Annotated in this window: 19 protein-coding genes and 1 pseudogene; 3 read left to right on the top strand and 17 right to left on the bottom strand. The window is 72.3% G+C overall.

What is annotated here, in order from left to right; all coding sequences use genetic code 11:
- From pheT to infC, 10 genes are all read right to left on the bottom strand, one after another.
- Positions 1-2,526, bottom strand: a 2,526-nt coding sequence (pheT, locus tag DZG00_RS03960; RefSeq protein WP_119455396.1) for a phenylalanine--tRNA ligase subunit beta, incomplete at its 3' end; no start/stop codon positions are given.
- Positions 2,527-2,528: 2 nt separating this feature from the next.
- A complete protein-coding gene (gene pheS / locus DZG00_RS03955) occupies positions 2,529-3,566 on the bottom strand; it encodes a phenylalanine--tRNA ligase subunit alpha (RefSeq protein ID WP_119381492.1) in 1,038 nt (345 codons plus the stop codon).
- 128 nt (positions 3,567-3,694) lie between these two features.
- Entirely contained in the window at positions 3,695-4,519 is an 825-nt protein-coding gene (locus tag DZG00_RS03950) for an amino acid ABC transporter permease (protein ID WP_119381491.1), read from the bottom strand.
- Positions 4,516-5,163: an amino acid ABC transporter permease gene (locus tag DZG00_RS03945; RefSeq protein ID WP_119381490.1), complete on the bottom strand. Its 648-nt coding sequence runs from the start codon at positions 5,161-5,163 to the stop codon at positions 4,516-4,518. The genes DZG00_RS03950 and DZG00_RS03945 overlap by 4 nt, the downstream gene beginning before the upstream one ends.
- Before the next feature lie 119 nt (positions 5,164-5,282).
- Entirely contained in the window at positions 5,283-6,206 is a 924-nt protein-coding gene (locus tag DZG00_RS03940) for a glutamate ABC transporter substrate-binding protein (RefSeq protein WP_119381489.1), read from the bottom strand.
- A gap of 156 nt (positions 6,207-6,362) precedes the next feature.
- Complete coding sequence (locus tag DZG00_RS03935) at positions 6,363-7,151, bottom strand: amino acid ABC transporter ATP-binding protein (RefSeq protein WP_119381488.1); 789 nt, start codon at positions 7,149-7,151, stop codon at positions 6,363-6,365.
- A 150-nt stretch (positions 7,152-7,301) separates the two neighbouring features.
- Positions 7,302-8,102, bottom strand: a complete 801-nt coding sequence (locus tag DZG00_RS03930) for a TrmH family RNA methyltransferase (RefSeq protein ID WP_119381487.1) — start codon at positions 8,100-8,102, stop codon at positions 7,302-7,304.
- A 63-nt stretch (positions 8,103-8,165) separates the two neighbouring features.
- Positions 8,166-8,558 carry a 50S ribosomal protein L20 gene (gene rplT / locus DZG00_RS03925; protein ID WP_063070530.1) on the bottom strand — a complete coding sequence of 131 codons (393 nt, stop codon included), beginning with the start codon at positions 8,556-8,558 and terminating at the stop codon, positions 8,166-8,168.
- A 46-nt stretch (positions 8,559-8,604) separates the two neighbouring features.
- Entirely contained in the window at positions 8,605-8,799 is a 195-nt protein-coding gene (gene rpmI / locus DZG00_RS03920) for a 50S ribosomal protein L35 (protein ID WP_012298616.1), read from the bottom strand.
- Positions 8,792-9,385 carry a translation initiation factor IF-3 gene (infC, locus tag DZG00_RS03915; RefSeq protein ID WP_015490649.1) on the bottom strand — a complete coding sequence of 198 codons (594 nt, stop codon included), beginning with the start codon at positions 9,383-9,385 and terminating at the stop codon, positions 8,792-8,794. Before infC ends, rpmI begins: the two co-directional genes overlap by 8 nt.
- Positions 9,386-9,759: 374 nt before the next feature.
- Here infC and DZG00_RS03910 point away from each other — a divergent pair, with 374 nt between their 5' ends.
- Positions 9,760-10,254, top strand: a complete 495-nt coding sequence (locus DZG00_RS03910; protein ID WP_119381486.1) for a DUF1844 domain-containing protein — start codon at positions 9,760-9,762, stop codon at positions 10,252-10,254.
- A gap of 68 nt (positions 10,255-10,322) precedes the next feature.
- Here the strand turns inward: DZG00_RS03910 and DZG00_RS03905 are convergent, their stop codons facing one another.
- The 5 genes from DZG00_RS03905 to DZG00_RS03885 form a co-directional block, all read right to left on the bottom strand.
- A complete protein-coding gene (locus DZG00_RS03905) occupies positions 10,323-11,090 on the bottom strand; it encodes an SseB family protein (protein WP_119381485.1) in 768 nt (255 codons plus the stop codon).
- Positions 11,087-11,836 carry a bifunctional 1-(5-phosphoribosyl)-5-((5-phosphoribosylamino)methylideneamino)imidazole-4-carboxamide isomerase/phosphoribosylanthranilate isomerase PriA gene (priA, locus tag DZG00_RS03900; protein ID WP_012038701.1) on the bottom strand — a complete coding sequence of 250 codons (750 nt, stop codon included), beginning with the start codon at positions 11,834-11,836 and terminating at the stop codon, positions 11,087-11,089. Before priA ends, DZG00_RS03905 begins: the two co-directional genes overlap by 4 nt.
- Before the next feature lie 67 nt (positions 11,837-11,903).
- Positions 11,904-12,545 carry an imidazole glycerol phosphate synthase subunit HisH gene (hisH, locus tag DZG00_RS03895; protein ID WP_119381484.1) on the bottom strand — a complete coding sequence of 214 codons (642 nt, stop codon included), beginning with the start codon at positions 12,543-12,545 and terminating at the stop codon, positions 11,904-11,906.
- A complete protein-coding gene (hisB, locus tag DZG00_RS03890) occupies positions 12,542-13,150 on the bottom strand; it encodes an imidazoleglycerol-phosphate dehydratase HisB (protein WP_119381494.1) in 609 nt (202 codons plus the stop codon). Before hisB ends, hisH begins: the two co-directional genes overlap by 4 nt.
- Positions 13,151-13,250: 100 nt before the next feature.
- Positions 13,251-13,643, bottom strand: coding sequence for a hypothetical protein (locus DZG00_RS03885; protein WP_199689789.1), 393 nt, complete (start codon positions 13,641-13,643; stop codon positions 13,251-13,253).
- A gap of 361 nt (positions 13,644-14,004) precedes the next feature.
- Between DZG00_RS03885 and lexA the strand changes: the two genes are divergently transcribed.
- Positions 14,005-14,685 (top strand): transcriptional repressor LexA, encoded by a 681-nt coding sequence (lexA, locus tag DZG00_RS03880; RefSeq protein WP_012038705.1) that lies wholly within the window; start codon positions 14,005-14,007, stop codon positions 14,683-14,685.
- A gap of 91 nt (positions 14,686-14,776) precedes the next feature.
- Here lexA and hflX read toward each other — a convergent pair whose 3' ends face one another.
- A complete protein-coding gene (gene hflX / locus DZG00_RS03875; RefSeq protein WP_119382796.1) occupies positions 14,777-16,342 on the bottom strand; it encodes a GTPase HflX in 1,566 nt (521 codons plus the stop codon).
- 40 nt (positions 16,343-16,382) lie between these two features.
- Here hflX and DZG00_RS03870 point away from each other — a divergent pair, with 40 nt between their 5' ends.
- On the top strand, positions 16,383-17,000 hold the full coding sequence (locus DZG00_RS03870; protein ID WP_119382797.1) for a class I SAM-dependent methyltransferase: 618 nt from the start codon (positions 16,383-16,385) through the stop codon (positions 16,998-17,000).
- A gap of 57 nt (positions 17,001-17,057) precedes the next feature.
- Here the strand turns inward: DZG00_RS03870 and DZG00_RS03865 are convergent.
- Positions 17,058-17,233 (bottom strand): annotated as a pseudogene (locus tag DZG00_RS03865) (diaminopimelate epimerase); the annotation flags it as partial.

Below are 17,233 nucleotides of genomic sequence, written 5' to 3'. Positions count from 1 at the left end.
GCCGAACCGCTCGGCGGCGAGCCGCACCGATCCGTCGCGGGCCGCGCTCGCCTCGGCCGCGGTCAGCGTGCGGTCGGGCGCGCGGAAGCGGAGCGCGAACGTGAGCGAGCGCGTCCCCTCCTCGACCCCGGGGCCGCGGTAGTCGTCCACGAGCCGCGCGGTCTCGAGCAGCTCGCCCGCGCCCTCGACAACCGTGCGGAGGAGCTCCCCCGCGGGGACCTCGAGCGGCACCACGAGGCTGAGGTCCTGCGTGGCGACGGGCATCGAGGTGAGCGTTCGCACGTCGACGGCACCGCCCGCGAGGGAGACGAGCAGGTCGAGGTCGACCTCGGCGAGCGCGACGCGCTCGGGCAGGTCGAGCTCGGCGGCGAGCGCGGGCAGGAGCTCGCCCGCGAGCCCCAGGATCACGGGCCCGTCGGGCGTGACGGCCTCGACCGCGGCCGTGCGGCCCGGGTGCATGGCGATGTGCGCGCCCTGCTCGAAGCGGATCTCCACGCCCACCGCGTGCGCGAGCTGCCGCACTGCGTCGAGCGCGTCTACGAGGCCGGCCCGCTGCGCGGGGGTGCCCGGCTGCTTCGGGACGGCGTCGCCGAGGATCAGCACGCCGACATGGCGCGGCTGCGGCGGGATGCCCGCGTCGAGCGCCCGCAGCGCATCCGCGTCGGGACGCGCCGCGCCCGGCGGCATCTCGGGCGACCCGTACGCCACTCCCGCGCGGGGCAGGAACACCGTGCCGGTCTCGAAGAGCGCGAGGTCGGTGGATCCGCGCGACAGGTTGCGGCGCGCGATGTCGATGAGCCCCGGCAGCAGCGAGCGGCGGAGGAACGGGAACGCGACGTCGAGCGGGTTCGCCAGCCGGACCGCAGGGGCGTCCTCGCGGTCGGCCGCGCCGAAGCGCGCGTTCTGCGCCTCGGACGAGAACGGCGACCCCATGACCTCGGTGAACCCGCCCGCGGCGAGCGCGATCGACGCCTGGCGGCGGAGGCGCTGCGCGGCGGTGAGCCCGCGGCCGGGGGGCGCGACGGGCAGCACGGCGGGGATGCGGTCGTAGCCGACGATGCGCGCGACCTCCTCCACGAGGTCGGCCCGGTCGCGGAGGTCCGGTCGCCAGGTGGGCGGCGTGACCCGCAGGACGCCGTCGGACTCCTCGAGCGCGCAGCCCACGTCGACGAGCGCGTGGCGCACCTCGTCCGCGGTGTAGTCGACGCCGACGAGCGAGGCCGGGTAGCCGAGCGGGAGCTCGACGGCAGCCGGCGGCGCGGTCGTGTCGAGGATCGAGCCGAGGCCCTCCGCGTGGCCGCCGGCGAGCTCCTCGAGGAGCTGCACGGCGCGTGCGGCGGCGGCGGGCGCGATGCGCGGATCCACTCCCCGCTCGAAGCGCTTGGACGCCTCGCTCGGCAGCTTGTGCCGGCGGGCCGTGCGCGCGATCGACACGGGGTCGAAGCCGGCCGCCTCGATCAGCACCCGGCTGGTGCCCGCGCCGATCTCGGTGGAGGCGCCGCCCATGACGCCCGCGAGTCCGACGGGCCCCGAGTCGTCCGCGATGACCAGGTCCTCCGTGTGCAGGGCGCGCTCGCGCCCGTCGAGGGTCACGAGCGTCTCGCCCTCGGCCGCGCGCCGGACGACGATGCCGCCCTGTAGCCGGTCGAGGTCGTAGGCGTGCAGCGGCTGGCCGAGCTCGAGCATGACGTGGTTCGTGATGTCGACGGCGAGCGAGATGGAGCGGACGCCCGCGAGCGTGAGGCGCGACACCATCCACGGCGGGGTCGGCCGGGACAGGTCGAGGCCGGAGACGACGCGCGTGACGAAGACGTCGGCGCCGACGCGGCCGCGGATCGGGGCGGCGTCGTCGACGCGCACCTCCACTCCCGCGACGGGTGCGTCGGCGGCGAGCAGGGCGAGGGCGTCGGCCGGATCGGTGAACGCGGCACCCGTGGCGTGCGCGTACTCGCGGGCGATCCCGCGGATCGAGAACGCGTAGCCGCGGTCGGGCGTGACGTTGACCTCGACCGCCCGGTCGTCGAGGTGCAGGAGCGCCAGCGCGTCCGTGCCGACCTCGGGGTCGAGGCCGAGCGAGGAGAGGACGAGGATCCCGTCGTGCTCCTCCCCCAGGCCGAGCTCGCGGGACGACGCGATCATGCCGTCGGACACGTGCCCGTACGTCTTCCGGGCGGAGATGGGGAACGGGCCGGGGAGCACGGCGCCGGGCAGGCTCACCACGACCTTGTCGCCGACGACGAAGTTGTGCGCGCCGCAGACGATGCCGCGGACGTCACCGCCGCCGTCCGCCGCCGTGGCGCCCTCGGGCGCGACGCGGACGGAGCACCAGTTGATGGTCTTGCCGTTGGTCTGCGGCTCGGGGGTCGCCTCGAGCACCTGCCCGACGACGACGGGGCCCGAGATCGAGAACGCGTGCACGTCCTCCTCCTCCAGGCCCACCTTCACGAGGGAGGCGTGGACGTCCTCGGGGGTGACCCCGGCGGGGAGCTCGACGTGCTCGCCGAGCCAGCTGATCGGGATCCTCACGACTACACCACCATCCCGAACTGCGCGCCGAATCGGATGTCGCCCTCGACGATGTCGCGCATGTCGGAGAGGTCGTTGCGGAACATGAGGGTGCGCTCGGTGCCCATGCCGAACGCGAAGCCCTGGTACTCGTCCGGGTCGATGCCCGCGGAGCGCAGCACGTTCGGGTTCACCATGCCGCAGCCGCCCCACTCGATCCAGCGGGGTCCGCCCGCGGCTGCCGGGTGCCACACGTCCATCTCGGCGCTGGGCTCGGTGAAGGGGAAGTAGTTGGGGCGCAGGCGGATGCGCGCGTCCTGTCCGAACATCGAGCGCGCGAAGTGCTCGAGCGTCCCGCGCAGGTGCGCCATGGTGAGGCCGCGGTCGATGGCGATGCCCTCGATCTGGCGGAACGCGGGCGTGTGCGTCGCGTCCAGCTCGTCGCTGCGGAAGGTGCGGCCCTGCGCGATCGTGTAGACGGGCAGCTCGTCGGCGAGCAGCGTGCGGATCTGCACGGGCGAGGTGTGCGTGCGGAGCACCAGGTGCGCGTCGGTCGGATCCACGTAGAAGGAGTCCTGCATCGCGCGCGCCGGGTGGTCGGGCGGGAAGTTGAGCGCGTCGAAGTTGAACCACTCGCTCTCGAGCTCGGGGCCCTCGTTCACCTGCCAGCCCATGCCGACGAAGATGTCGGCGATGCGCTCCTCGAGCATGGTGAGCGGGTGGCGGGCGCCGGCGCGCCAGCGGCTCGGCAGCGCGGTGACGTCGACGGCCTCGGCCACCAGGCGCGCGGCGGCCTCCTGCTCCTGGATCTCCGCCTCGCGCGCCTGGAACGCCTGCGTGACGCGGGCGCGCGACTGGCCGACGAGCTTGCCCGCGTCCTTGCGCTCGGCGGGCGGCAGCGAGCGGAGCGATCCGTTCAGCCGGGCGAGCGGGGACGCCTCGCCGATGTGGGCGGAGCGCGCCTGGGCGAGCGACGCGGAGTCGGTGGTCGCGGCGAGAGCGGCCATCGCCTGCTCCACGGCGGCGCCGACGGTCTCCTCGGAGATCTGGGGTTCGGACATGAGGCCCGAGTCTACCGATCGGGTGCCGCCGTCCCGGCCCGCGGCCGGCGTCCCCTCGGCGCACGACGGGCCCGCCGCGGCGTGCGCGACGGGCCCGTGTCGGCGGTGAGATCCGCCGGGTGGAGCGGCTACGCCCCCTGCGAGGTCCCGGCCGCGACGGTCTTCGCCGCACGCGGTCCCCGCTTGCGGGCGAGGCGCCGCGCGATGGTGGACACCGTGAGGTTGAGCACGAGGTACATGCCCACCATGACCACGAAGATCGGCAGCGAGTTGGCGCGGCTCGTGGCCTCGAGGATCAGCTCGCCCTGCTTGGTGAGGCCCACGAGGCTCACGATGGTGCCGAGCGCGGTGTCCTTGATGAGCACCACGAGCTGGGCGACGATGATCGGCAGCATCGTCCGGAACGCCTGCGGGAACTCCACGAGCAGCCGGTTCTGCAGCGGCCGGAGCCCGATCGCGAGACCCGCCTCGCGCTGTCCGCGCGGCAGGCCGAGGATCCCGGAGCGCAGCGCCTCGCCGATGATCGCGCCGTTGTAGAGCGTGAGCGCCGTCACGACCGACCAGTACGGGCCGATGGGGAAGATCAGGTAGATGAACAGCATCATCAGCAGCACGGGCATGCCGCGGAAGAACTCGAGCACCACGGTGACGGCGTAGCGGATCACGCGGTGCTCGCTCATGCGGAGGAGCGCGAGCACCATGCCGAGGAGGATCGCGAGGACCGCGGCGACCGCGGCGGACTGCAGCACGACCCACAGGCCCTGGAGCAGCAGGTTCCACACGAGCGGGTCGTTGAGCACGAGCCAGCGCTCGGCGCTGAACTGCCCCGCCTGCTGCAGCTTCACGGCGGCGAAGGCGAGCACGGCGACGAGGACGACGCCCGTGACGACGGAGAGGATGCGCGAACGCCGGCGGGCACGGGGACCGGGGACGTCGTAGAGGACCTGGCTCATCGGGAGACCGCCACTCGCTTCTCGAGGTGGTCCGCCAGCTGGCCGAGCGGGACCGTGATGATGAGGTAGAAGAACGCGACGCCCACGAAGACCCAGACGACCGCGTCGCCGTTGGCGTTCGCGACGTCGCGGCCCACGTTGAACAGCTCGTAGATGAAGTACGCGCCCGCGATCGACGTGTTCTTCGTGAGCGCGATGACCACGTTGATCAGCGGCGGCACGACCGTGCGCACGGCCTGCGGCAGGATCACCGACACGAGCGTCTGCGAGAACGTCAGCCCGATGCTGCGCGCCGCCTCTGCCTGGCCGACGGGCACGCTGTTGATGCCGGAGCGGATCGCCTCCGCGAAGAAGGGCGCCGTGTACAGCGTGAGCGCGAGCACCGCGGCCGTCATGAACGGCAGCGCACCGGAGATCGACGTGATCACGACGCTGAAGAAGGTGAAGACGAGCAGCAGCGGGGTGTTCCGCAGCAGCTCGACGTAGGCGGTGGAGGTGGCCCTGAGGCTCGCGACCGGCGAGATCCTCATCGCGGCGATCACGATCCCCAGCGGGAGGGCGAACAGCACGGTGAGCCCGAGGAGGCGCAGCGTGCCGCCGAACCCCCGCAGGAACACGTCGAGATTGTCGAGGATCACGTCCACGGCACACCTCCTATGGTCGGCACCCGGCGCGGCGGGGCGATGGTCGGATCCGGGCTCGGGCGGCCCGGACAGGGGACGGGTCCCGCGCGCGCATCAGCGCACGCGGGACCCGGGTGGGACTAGTAGCGGTCGATGGCCGGGGGCTCCGGCGTGTCGATGACCGTGCCGGCCGTCGCCTCGAACAGGCGCGCCCAGGTGCCGTCGTCGTAGGCCTCCTGCAGCGTGTCGTTGATGAACGTGCGGAACGCCTCGTCGTCCTTGGCGATGCCGATGCCGTAGGGCTCCTCGGTGAAGGTCTCGCCGTCGCCGACGAGCTTGAACTCGCCCTCGTTCTGGTCGATGAAGCCGGAGAGGATCACGTTGTCGGTGGTGACCGCGGAGACCTGGCCGTTGCGCAGCGGGTCGAGGCACTTGCTGTAGACGTCGGTGGGCACGACGACCGCGCCGAACGTGGCCTCGATGTTCGCGGCGGGGGTGGATCCGGCGACGGAGCAGACCTGCTTGCCGCGGACGTCCTCGGGCGTGTTGATCGTGGTGTCGTCCGCGAGGACCATCAGCGCCTGGCCGGCGACGTAGTAGGGACCCGCGAAGTCGACGACCTCCTTGCGCTTGTCGTTGATCGTGTAGGTCGCGACGACCGCGTCGACCGAGCCGTTCTGGATGAAGGGCTCGCGGTTCGCGGACACCGTCTCCGTGAACTCGATGTCGTCGAAGCCGATGCCGAGCTTGCTGGCGACGAGCGCCGCGATCGCGACGTCGAAGCCGGCGGGCTTGCCGTCGAGGCCCGCGAGGCCGAACAGCGGCTGGTCGAACTTGGTGCCGACCTTCATGGAGCCGGCCTCGACGAGGCGCGCCATCGTGGTGCCCTCGTCGAACGTGGGGTCCTCCGTGAGCTCGAGCTTGTACGGGCCGTCGCCGTTGGCGGGGGCGTCGGTGCCCGCGTCGACGGCGCCGCCGGATGCGCTGCCGGGGCTGCCGCAGCCGGTGAGGCCGACGACGACCGCCGCGGCGGCCGCGAGGATGGTGAGGTTCCTGTGCTTCATGGTTCCCGTTTCTTGGCTGGTGAGGTGGGTGACGGAGGCGATGGGGATCGCTCGTGGTGCGTGGTGCGGGTGGTGCGGTGGTGCGGCGCCCGGACGCGCCTGCCTCGACGGCGTCCGGGTGCGGTGTGCGGGAGGGCGACCGGCCCTCCGCGCGCGTCAGTGGGCGAGGATCTTCGAGAGGAAGTCCTTCGCGCGGGGGCTCTGCGGGTGGTCGAAGAACTCGGCGGGGGTCGTGTCCTCCTCGATGGCGCCGTCGGCCATGAAGATCACGCGGTCGGCGGCCTTGCGGGCGAAGCCCATCTCGTGGGTGACGACCATCATCGTCATGCCGTCCTTCGCGAGGCCGACCATGACGTCGAGGACCTCGGTGATCATCTCGGGGTCCAGCGCCGAGGTGGGCTCGTCGAGGAGGATCAGCTTCGGGTCCATCGCCAGCGCGCGGGCGATCGCGACGCGCTGCTGCTGGCCGCCGGAGAGCTGGGCCGGCATCTTCTGCGCCTGGTTGGCGACGCCGACGCGGTCGAGGAGCTCCATGGCCCGCTTCTCCGCCTCGGCCTTGCCCTGCTTGCGCACCTTGATGGGGCCGAGGGTCACGTTCTCGAGCACGGTCTTGTGCGCGAAGAGGTTGAAGGACTGGAACACCATGCCGACGTCCGCGCGCAGTCGCGCGAGCTCGGCGCCCTCGGACGGGAGGTCCTGGCCGTCGATCGTGATGGTGCCGTCGTCGATGGTCTCGAGCCGGTTGATCGCGCGGCACAGGGTCGACTTGCCGGACCCGCTGGGGCCGATGACGACGACGACCTCGCCGCGGTTCACCGTGGTCGAGATGTCCTTGAGGACGTGCAGGTCCCCGAAGTGCTTGTTGACGTGGGATACGACGACCAGGGGCTCGCCGACCGCTGCTGCGGCGGGCGAGGCGGGGGCCGCCGTCGGGCTCTGCTCCATGCGAACACCATATCCGTGACGGTGTTTCGTCCGCGTTTCCGCGGGGCATCGTCACCCACTCGTGACGAGCCCGCCGCTTTTCCGCCGATCAGAGCCGATGTCGGGGCGATCCGACGACCGCTCACCCGTCAGGTGTCCGGCCCGGGATCGTCAGGCGCGCTGCGCGAACGCCGACTCGTAGAGGCAGACGGACGCGGCCGTCGCGAGGTTCATCGACTCGGCCTGTCCGTAGATGGGCACGACCACGGCGCGGTCCGCGAGGGCGAGGTGCTCGTCCTGGAGGCCGCGCGCCTCGTTGCCGAACAGCCACGCGGTCGGCGCGGCGAGCCCGCCGGACGTGCGCTCCGCCAGCAGGTCGTCGCCCTTGACGTCCGCGGCGAGGACCTGGAGCCCGGCGGCCTTCACGCGCTCGAGCACGGCGTCGAGCTCGGGCATGATCGCGACCGGCAGGTGGAAGAGCGACCCCGTCGTGGCGCGCACGACCTTGGGGTTGTACAGGTCGACCGAGCGGCCCGTGAGGATCACCGCGTCGGCTCCGGCGGCGTCGGCTGCGCGGATGATGGTGCCCGCGTTGCCGGGGTCGCGAACCTCCTCGAGGATCGCGATGAGGCGCGGCTCGTCACCGAGGATCTGCTTGAGCGAGGTCGGGAACTGGCGGCAGACGCCCACGACGCCCTGGGGCGTGACGGTGTCGGCCATGGAGGCGATCACGTCCTCGGTGACGAACTCCACCTCGACGTCCGACTCGCGGACGGCGCGCGCGAGGTCCGGGTAGCGGTCGAGGGCCGTGGGCGTCGCGAACAGCTCCTGGACGAGGTCCGGCCGGAACGCGAGCGCCTCGGAGACGGCCTGCGGCCCCTCGAGGAGGAAGAGGCCCGTGTCGGCGCGCGCATCCCGCTTCGCGAGCTTGGCGACGCCACGGACACGCGGGGAGCGGGGGTTGTCGAGCATGGCCCCAACACTAACGGCGCGCCCCCGGTCGGGGACGCGCCGTCGGCGGTGGGGCGGGAGGTGCTACGCGTTCGCCGCGACCTTGGGGGCCGAGGTGTTCGCGGGCAGGGCGGCCTTGGCCGTCTGGACGAGCGAGGCGAAGGTCGCGGGCTCGTGGACCGCGAGGTCCGCGAGGATGCGACGGTCGACCTGGACGCCGGCGAGCGAGAGGCCCTGGATCAGGCGGTTGTACGTCAGGCCGTTCGCACGCGCGGCGGCGTTGATGCGCTGGATCCAGAGGCGGCGGAACTCGCCCTTCTTGGCGCGGCGGTCGCGGTACGCGTAGACGAGGGAGTGGGTGACCTGCTCCTTGGCCTTGCGGTACAGGCGCGAGCGCTGCCCGCGGTAGCCGGCGGCGCGCTCGAGGATGACCCGACGCTTCTTGTGGGCGTTGACGGCCCTCTTGACTCTTGCCATTTCAGTGATTCCTATTCGAGTTCAGGTGTCGCGGACGACGAGGGGCCTAGCGGCCGAGGAGCTTCTTGGCGACCTTCATGTCGGCCTTGGCCAGGGGCTGGTCCTGGTTGAGTCGCGCCTTGCGCTTGGAGGACTTGACCTCGAGGTTGTGCCGCATGCCCGCCTGCTGCTTCATGATCTTGCCGCTGCCGGTGACCTTGAAACGCTTCTTGGCACCCGAGTGGGTCTTCTGCTTAGGCATTGTTCTCTTCTCTCGCTTCTCGTGCGCTCGCCTTGGTGGCGTCGCGCTTCGCGTTGGCCTCGGCCTTGGCCTCGGACTTGTTCTTGTGCGGTCCGATGACCATGACCATGTTGCGGCCGTCGATCGTGGGGGTGGACTCGACGCTGCCGAACTCGGCGACGTCCTCCGCGAACATCTTGAGCAGTCGCACGCCCTGGTCGGGACGCGACTGCTCGCGCCCGCGGAACAGGATCATGGCCTTGACCTTGTCGCCGTCCTGCAGGAAGCCCTCGGCGCGCTTGCGCTTGGTCTCGTAGTCGTGCTTGTCGATCTTCAGGCGGAAGCGCACCTCCTTGAGGATGGTGTTCGCCTGGTTGCGACGCGCTTCCTTGGCCTTCTGCGCGGCCTCGTACTTGAACTTGCCGTAGTCCATGATCTTCGCCACGGGGGGCTTGGAATTGGGCGCGACCTCGACGAGGTCGAGGTCGGCTTCCTGCGCGAGCCGGAGTGCGACGTCGATGGATACGACGCCGACCTGCTCGCCTGCTGGGCCAACGAGGCGAACCTCGGGAACTCGGATTCGATCGTTGGTACGGGGATCGCTGATGGACTGCTCCTATTCGTGTCTTCGGGTGGCCCGGCGGCTGAGGAGCCGCTCGGATTCGAGACGAGGAGAGTTCTTCACCAGGGTGCGACGGATCCGTCGTACTCGGCAACACGCCCTTTCCCCGCACTGGCGGGGCTCCCGCCTGCGGGTTCCCCTGGGGGATCCGTTCGGACGGGGGAGCGAAATCGACCCGGTAACCTATGGAGGCGGTCAAGCGCGGGTGGGAGATCAATCCTCTTTCGAACCGGGACTGTGACAGCCCCGGAGCCGTCGATCAGCATAGCAGAGACCGGCCCCACCCCGGAAGGGCGGGCGCCGACCGGATCCCGCCGCCCCGCCGCCATCGCGCACCGCCACCGAGCCCGAGGACAGACATGACCGACTCGCCCCGCCCCGACCACGAGGCGCCCGCACCCGCCGATCCCGCGTCCGCCGGACCGGCCGACGCCCACGTCCACCGCTTCGAGGAGCCCGCCGTCCCGGCCGGCGACGGCGCGGGCACCCCTGCCGCGGGCGTCGCCGACGACGACACGGCCGACTTCGTCGCCGACCAGTACGCGCGCGACATCGCCGAGGTGTCCGCCGTCGAGGTCATCACGACCACGGCCGTCCACCTCATGAGCGCGGCCGCCGTGAAGTGCGGGCTCGCGGACGACCCCGCCACGCAGACCGACCTCGCCGAGGCGCGCAAGCTGATCATCTCGCTCGCGGGTCTCGTGACCGCCGCTTCCCCGGAGCTGGGCGACCAGCACGCGCGCAGCCTCCGCGACGGCCTGCGGTCCCTGCAGCTCGCCTTCCGCGAGGCGTCCCCGTATCCCGACGCCGTCGGCAAGGGACCGGGCGAGAAGTACACCGGGCCCGTCTCCTAGCAGCGGCGGATCCGCGGGTCGCGCCGGCTGCTCTCGCCCTGCCTCCGTCGCGGAGCGCGGTCCGCGCCTCAGCTGGCGGAGGTGATCCGGAGCCCCATGCTGTCGACGCGGTCGGCGAGCACCGCGCTCCGCGACCACTCCCCCTGGAGCCGCGCGAGCAGCGCGTCGAGCGCCGCGCGGTCGAGGCCGTCGACGAGCTCCAGCGTGATCACGAGCTCCGGTCCCTCGAGGCGCGCGCGCGGATCTCCCGGCGCCAACCCCAGGGCCACCACCGCGGGCTCCTCGACGACGCTCGCGTGCAGCGCCGCCGCGACGTCCGGATCCTCGGGGCTCGGGATCCACGGCAGCGACCGGGCGACCGCCCACACCGCGGGCCGCCGCAGCACGAACTCGGTGTCCGACATGGGGTCGAGGACCACGAGGTCGGTCTCCTCGCTCGCCGCGGCCAGCGCCACGCGGACGGCGTCCGCGGGCACCGGGCGCGCGGCGGGATTCCATCGGCCCATGGCGGCGACGGACGTGAAGACCGGCATGACGGTGCGCCCGTCCGGTCCGGCGACCGTGATGATCGACAGCTCGGCGCTCTTGTCGGCCTTCAGGCCGTGCGCTCCCTCGCCCTCCTCGCCGAGGCGCGCGACGAGCGGGATCAGCAGGCGCGCCTCGCGGAGGGCGTCCACGACCGCTGCCTGGCCGACCTCGCCGCGTCCGTGCCGCGCGAGCGCGTCGGCGAGGGCGGGTGGCGCGGATCCGTCGTCGTCGGGGAACGGCGTGGGCTCGAACGAGCGGCCCGCCCAGGGTGTCCCCGCGGAGTCGGCGTGAGGAGTGGATCCGGTCATCGCTCCCCGGCGACGTCGAGGGCCTCGCCGAGGGTGAACGCACCGGCGTAGAGGGCCTTGCCGACGATGGCGCCCTCGAGGCCGAGCGGCACGAGCTCGCGGAGCGCCTGGATGTCGTCGAGGCTCGAGACGCCGCCGGATGCGACCACGGGCCGCTCGGTGCGCTCGAGCACGTCGCGGAGCAGTTGGAGGTTCGGCCCCTGGAGCGTGCCGTCCTTCGTGACGTCGGTGACGACGTAGCGGGCGCACCCGGCGTCCTCGAGCCGCTCGAGGACCTCCCAGATGTCGCCGCCGTCCTGCGTCCAGCCGCGCGCGGAGAGCGTGCGGCCGCGGACGTCGAGCCCGACCGCGACGGCCTCGCCGTGCTGCGCGATGACGCTCGCCGCCCACTCGGGGTTCTCGAGGGCCGCGGTGCCGAGGTTGATGCGGGTCGCGCCGCTCTCGAGCGCCACGTCGAGCGACCGGTCGTCGCGGATGCCGCCGGACAGCTCGATCTGCACGCCGTCGATGGCGCGGATCACGCGCGAGATGACGGAGAGGTTGTCGCCTCGACCGAACGCGGCGTCGAGGTCGACGAGGTGCAGCCACTCGGCCCCCTGCTCGGCCCAGTCGCGGGCGGCGTCGACGGGATCGCCGTATCCGGTCTCCGTGCCGGCCGCGCCCTGGGTGAGACGGACGGCCTGTCCCCCCGCCACGTCGACGGCGGGCAGGAGGGTCAGGCGGGGCGTGGAGGTGAACTCGCTCATGGGGGCCTTCCATCGATGGGGTTCGGGCGTGCGGGGGCCGTCGGCGACGGCGGTTCGGTTCGGTGCGTCAGGCGGCGCGGAGGGTGCCGAGCCAGTTCCCGAGCAGCCGGATGCCGGCGGCCCCCGACTTCTCGGGGTGGAACTGCGTGGCGGTCAGCGGGCCGTTCTCGACGGCGGCGACGAACCGCTCCCCGTGCGTGGCCCAGGTGACGCGGGGCGCGGGCAGCGGCGGGAGCGGGTCGATCCCCCAGGTGCGTGCGGCGTACGAGTGCACGAAGTAGAAGCGCTCCTCCTCCAGCCCGGCGAACAGCGCCGACCCCTCCGGGACGTCCACGGTGTTCCAGCCCATGTGCGGGAGCACCTCGGACCGGATGCGGTCGACCGTGCCGGGCCACTCCCCCAGGCCCGCGACGTCGACGTCCCGTTCGACGCCGCGGTCGAACATGACCTGCATGCCCACGCAGATGCCGAGGACGGGGCGCCCGCCCGCGAGCCTGCGGTCGACGACGCGATCGCCGCCGGCCGCCCGGAGCGCGGTCATGACGGCGGAGAACGCGCCGACGCCGGGAACGAGGAGGCCGTCGGCCTCGTGCGCGCGCTTCGGGTCGCCCGTGAGCTCCACGTCCGCGCCGGCGAGCTCGAGCGCCTTGACGGCGGAGTGGACGTTGCCGCTCCCGTAGTCGAGGACGACGACGGACGGGCGCGTCACAGCGCGCCCTTGGTGGACGGGATGCCGGACACCCGCGGATCCAGCTCCTTGGCCTGACGGAACGCCCGGGCGAACGACTTGAACTCCGCCTCGGCGATGTGGTGCGGATCGCGCCCGCCCAGCACCGTGACGTGCACGGTGAGGCCGGCGTGGAAGGTGATGGCCTCGAAGACGTGGCGGACCATGGACCCCGTGAAGTGCCCGCCGATGAGGTGCATCTCGAAGCCCGCGGGCTCGCCCGAGTGGACGAGGAACGGCCGGCCCGAGATGTCGACGACCGACTGCACCAGCGCCTCGTCGAGCGGCACGAGCGCGTCGCCGAAGCGGGCGATGCCGGTCTTGTCGCCGAGGGCCTCGCGGATGGCCTGACCGAGGACGATGCCCACGTCCTCGACGGTGTGGTGCACGTCGATGTGGGTGTCGCCCGTCGCGGTGACCTTCAGGTCGGTGAGCGAGTGCTTCGCGAACGCGGTGAGCATGTGGTCGTAGAACGGCACCGACGTGCTGATCTCGGAGGCACCGGTGCCGTCGAGGTCCAGCTGGAGGTCGATGGTGGACTCGCTGGTCTGCCGCGTGACGTGCGCGGTGCGCGCGAGGGTGCTCATGGTCTCCATGCTACCGATCGGTTCCGACCGGACCGCCGCGCTCCCGGCCGCCACCGGGAGCGCGTCAGCGGACGGCCCGAGACGCGACGGCGCTCGGGGATCAGTGCGCGTACTGGGCGGGGACGGCGAGCTGCTGGCCGGCCGCGACGTCCGACGAGGGCAGGCGGTTGAGGTCGACGACCGACGCGATGACGTCGCGCGGGTCGGCCGACGGCGCGATCTCCTCGGCGAGGTCCCACAGGGACTGGCCGCTCGAGACGGTGACGTACTCGAACGCGGTGCCCGCTGCGTCCTTCGAGGCGACGGCCGCGCCGCCGTTGAGGGCGACGAGGCCGGCGCCGAGCGCGAGCGGAGCCGCGACCAGCGCGGTGAGGACGATGCGGCCGCGGCGCGTGATGCGCAGGCGCGTGCGGGGCGCGACGGCGGCCTCCGCGACCTGTGCGTCGAGCGTGATGGCGGCAGTGGATGCGGGGGTGGTGGCTGCGGTGTTCATGGTGACCTCTCGTGCGAGACGGTGGGGCGTCGATGCGACGCGCCCGGCGGTGCAGTGCGGTACGGCATGCGATGCGGGTCGGGCAGCCCGCACCCGGCTCTCGGCCGGGAGAGCCGGGTGCGAAGCTGTGTTCCGAACATACATTCGAAACCAGCCCTCCGCAAGCCCTGATCGCCTCGATGCCGCCGCCAGCGGCGCGACACGCTCGAACAGGTGTTTGCCCGGGGTGCCTCGGCTGGATACAGTTTCGAGTGCCTGGTGTCCATTCCACCGGGCACCACCGACATCGCCCCCGCGAGGGCGTCGGCCCGCCGGGTCGACGAGCCGCCCGGGGCGTCGGCGACGAGAGGCGGGCCGTGGCATGACGGACGAGCGAGCAGCGGGAGGCGGCGCGACGAGGCGCCGCAAGAGCCTCAGCGACAAGCAGATCTCGATCCTGGAGTTCATCCAGCGCACCATCGCCGGCCAGGGATATCCGCCGAGCATGCGGGAGATCGGCGACGCGGTCGGCCTCGCGTCGCTCTCCAGCGTCACGCACCAGCTCAACCAGCTCGAGCTCTCCGGCTACCTCCGCCGCGACCCGAACCGGCCGCGCGCCCTCGAGGTCCTCATCGACCTGCCGGGCTCCGGCGCCGCGGAGAGCGGCGAGCCGTCGACGCCCGTGGGCGACGCGGCGATGGTGCCCATGGTCGGCCGCATCGCCGCCGGCATCCCCATCACCGCGGAGCAGATGGTCGAGGAGGTCTTCCCCCTCCCCCGCCAGCTCGTGGGCAAGGGCGACCTCTTCATGCTCCGGGTCGTCGGCGACTCGATGATCGACGCGGCCATCTGCGACGGCGACTGGGTCGTCGTGCGCCAGCAGAAGACGGCGGAGAACGGCGACATCGTCGCGGCGATGCTCGATGACGAGGCCACCGTCAAGGTGTTCCGCCAGCGCGACGGCCACACCTGGCTCCTGCCACGCAACAGCGCGTTCGAGCCGATCCTCGGCGACTTCGCCGAGGTCGTCGGCAAGGTCGTGGCGGTCATGCGCTCGGTCTGACGTCGCGTCGCACGCCCGACGCACGAGAGCGGCCGGTCCCCGAGGGGATCGGCCGCTCTCGTGCGTGCGGGGTCGTGCGTGGTCGTGCGGATCAGACCGCGGGTACCACCGAGTACGCCTGGACCTGCGCCTGCTGCTCGGCCGTCACGAGCGCGCGCACGCGCGTGCCCTCCTCGACGTACGAGGTCTCGAGCACCTTGGCCCCGTCGTGGAGCATCGCGACGATCTCGCCGTGCTCGAACGGCACGAGGAGGTCGACCTCGATGGTGGGCTGAGGCAGCAGCTCCGCGATGCGACGGCGCAGCTCCTCGACGCCCTCGCCCGTGCGGGCGGAGACGAAGACGCCCTGCGGCGCCAGGCCGCGGAGCACCACGCGGTCGCCCTCGGAGGCGAGGTCGCTCTTGTTGAACACGACGATCTCGGGGATTGACGACGCATCCACCTCGGCGATCACCTCGTGCACGGTCGCGAGCTGCGCCGCGGGGTCCGGGTGCGACGCGTCGACGACGTGCACGAGCACATCGGAGTCGGCCAGCTCCTCCAGCGTCGAGCGGAACGCCTCCACCAGCTGATGGGGCAGGTTCCGCACGAAGCCGACGGTGTCGGCCAGCGTGTACAGCTGTCCCTGGTCCGTCTCGGTCTTCCGGACCGTGGCGTCGAGCGTCGCGAACAGCGCGTTCTCGACCAGCACGCCCGCCTTGGTCACCCGGTTGAGCAGCGATGACTTGCCGGCGTTCGTGTACCCCACGATCGCGACGGAGGGCACTGAGTGCCGGTCGCGGTTGGCGCGCTTGGTGTCGCGCGCCGGCTTCATCGCGGCGATCTGCTTGCGGAGGCGAGCCATGCGCGTGTTGATGCGCCGGCGGTCGAGCTCGATCTTCGTCTCACCCGGACCGCGCGATCCCATGCCCGCGCCCGCGCCGCCGACCTGGCCACCGGCCTGACGGGACATCGAGTCGCCCCATCCGCGGAGGCGCGGGAGGAGGTACTGGAGCTGCGCGAGCTCGACCTGGGCCTTGCCCTCCCGGCTCTTGGCGTGCTGGCTGAAGATGTCGAGGATCACGGCCGTGCGGTCGATGACCTTGACCTTCACCACGTCCTCGAGCGCGCGCCGCTGGCTGGGGGCGAGCTCGGTGTCCGCGATGACGGTGTCCGCGCCGACCGCGGCGACCAGCGCCCGCAGCTCCTCGGCCTTGCCCCGTCCGAAGTAGGTGCTGGGATCCGGCGTCGGGCGGCGCTGCAGCAGGCCGTCGAGCACGACGGCGCCCGCGGTCTCCGCCAGGGCGGCAAGCTCGCGCATGCTGTTCTCGGCGTCGTCGACGGACCCCTGCGAGTACACGCCGATGAGCACGACGTTCTCGAGGCGCAGCTGCCGGTACTCGACCTCGGTGACGTCCTCGAGCTCGGTGGAGAGGCCGGCGACGCGCCGCAGCGCCTGGCGATCGGCGCGCTCGCTCTGGTCGCCGTCGGAGCCCTGCTCGGTGTCGGGGTTCGCGGAAAGCGCCTGCGCGCCGGATCCGCGGAAGAGGGCGTAGCCGGCGGACCGGTCCTCCGCCCGTGCGAGGACGCGCGCGACGACGTCGTCCCGGTCGGTGTTCTCGGTGGACGTCGTCGTCGTGTCCGCGGGCTCGTGGTCGTGCTCGTCGTGCGTTGTCATGTGCTCCCATCGTAGCGCGGGCGTCCGGTATCGTCCCGGTATGGCCGACGCGCACTACTTCTCCTCGTCGCCGGCCGGACCCCTGCGCACCCGCACGATCACGGTCGAGCTGGGAGGACGGACGGTCGACGTCGAGACCGCAGGCGGTGTCTTCAGCCCCGAGCACGTCGACCAGGGGACCCTGGTGCTGCTGCGCCACGTCCCGGCGCCCCCTGCCGAGGGGCATCTGATGGACGTGGGCTGCGGTTGGGGTCCCGTCGCGCTCGATCTGGCGATGCGATCGCCGTCGGCCACCGTGTGGGCGGTCGACGTGAACGAGCGGGCGCTCGAGCTGACGCGGGCGAACGCCCGGTCCCTCGGTCTCGAGAACGTCAACGCCGTGCTGCCCGAGGATGTTCCCGCGGGCCTCTCGTTCGCCACCGTCTGGTCGAACCCTCCCATCCGGGTCGGCAAGGAGGCGCTGCACGGCATCCTGCTCGAGTGGATGCCGCGGCTCGCGCCGGACGCCGACGCATGGCTCGTCGTGCAGCGGAACCTCGGATCCGACTCCCTGCAGCGCTGGCTGGTCGATGCCCTGCCCGCGGGCCTCGAGACGACGCGCACGGCGTCCGACAAGGGCTTCCGGGTGCTGCGGGTGCACCGCGGCGTGGACGCCTAGCCCCTCCCGCCGGCGCATCCGCCCTCGGTCGTCGCGTCCGCCCTGTGGACGAGCGGATCAGGCCAGCGCCACGACCCCGTCGAACACCAGCTCCGCGGGGCCCGACAGGCCGACGTGCTCGCCGTCCTCGGTCGGGAACATCCGCACGCCGAGCACGCCGCCCGGCACCTGGACGCGCCACTGGTGGGGCGCGGCGGCGCCCGCCCAGTGCCGCGTCGCGAGGGCGGCCGCCG

The organism is Clavibacter lycopersici (assembly GCF_003576405.1).
In the GTDB taxonomy this organism is placed as follows: Bacteria; Actinomycetota; Actinomycetes; order Actinomycetales; family Microbacteriaceae; genus Clavibacter; species Clavibacter lycopersici.
This window is presented reverse-complemented; position numbering and strand designations above follow the sequence as displayed.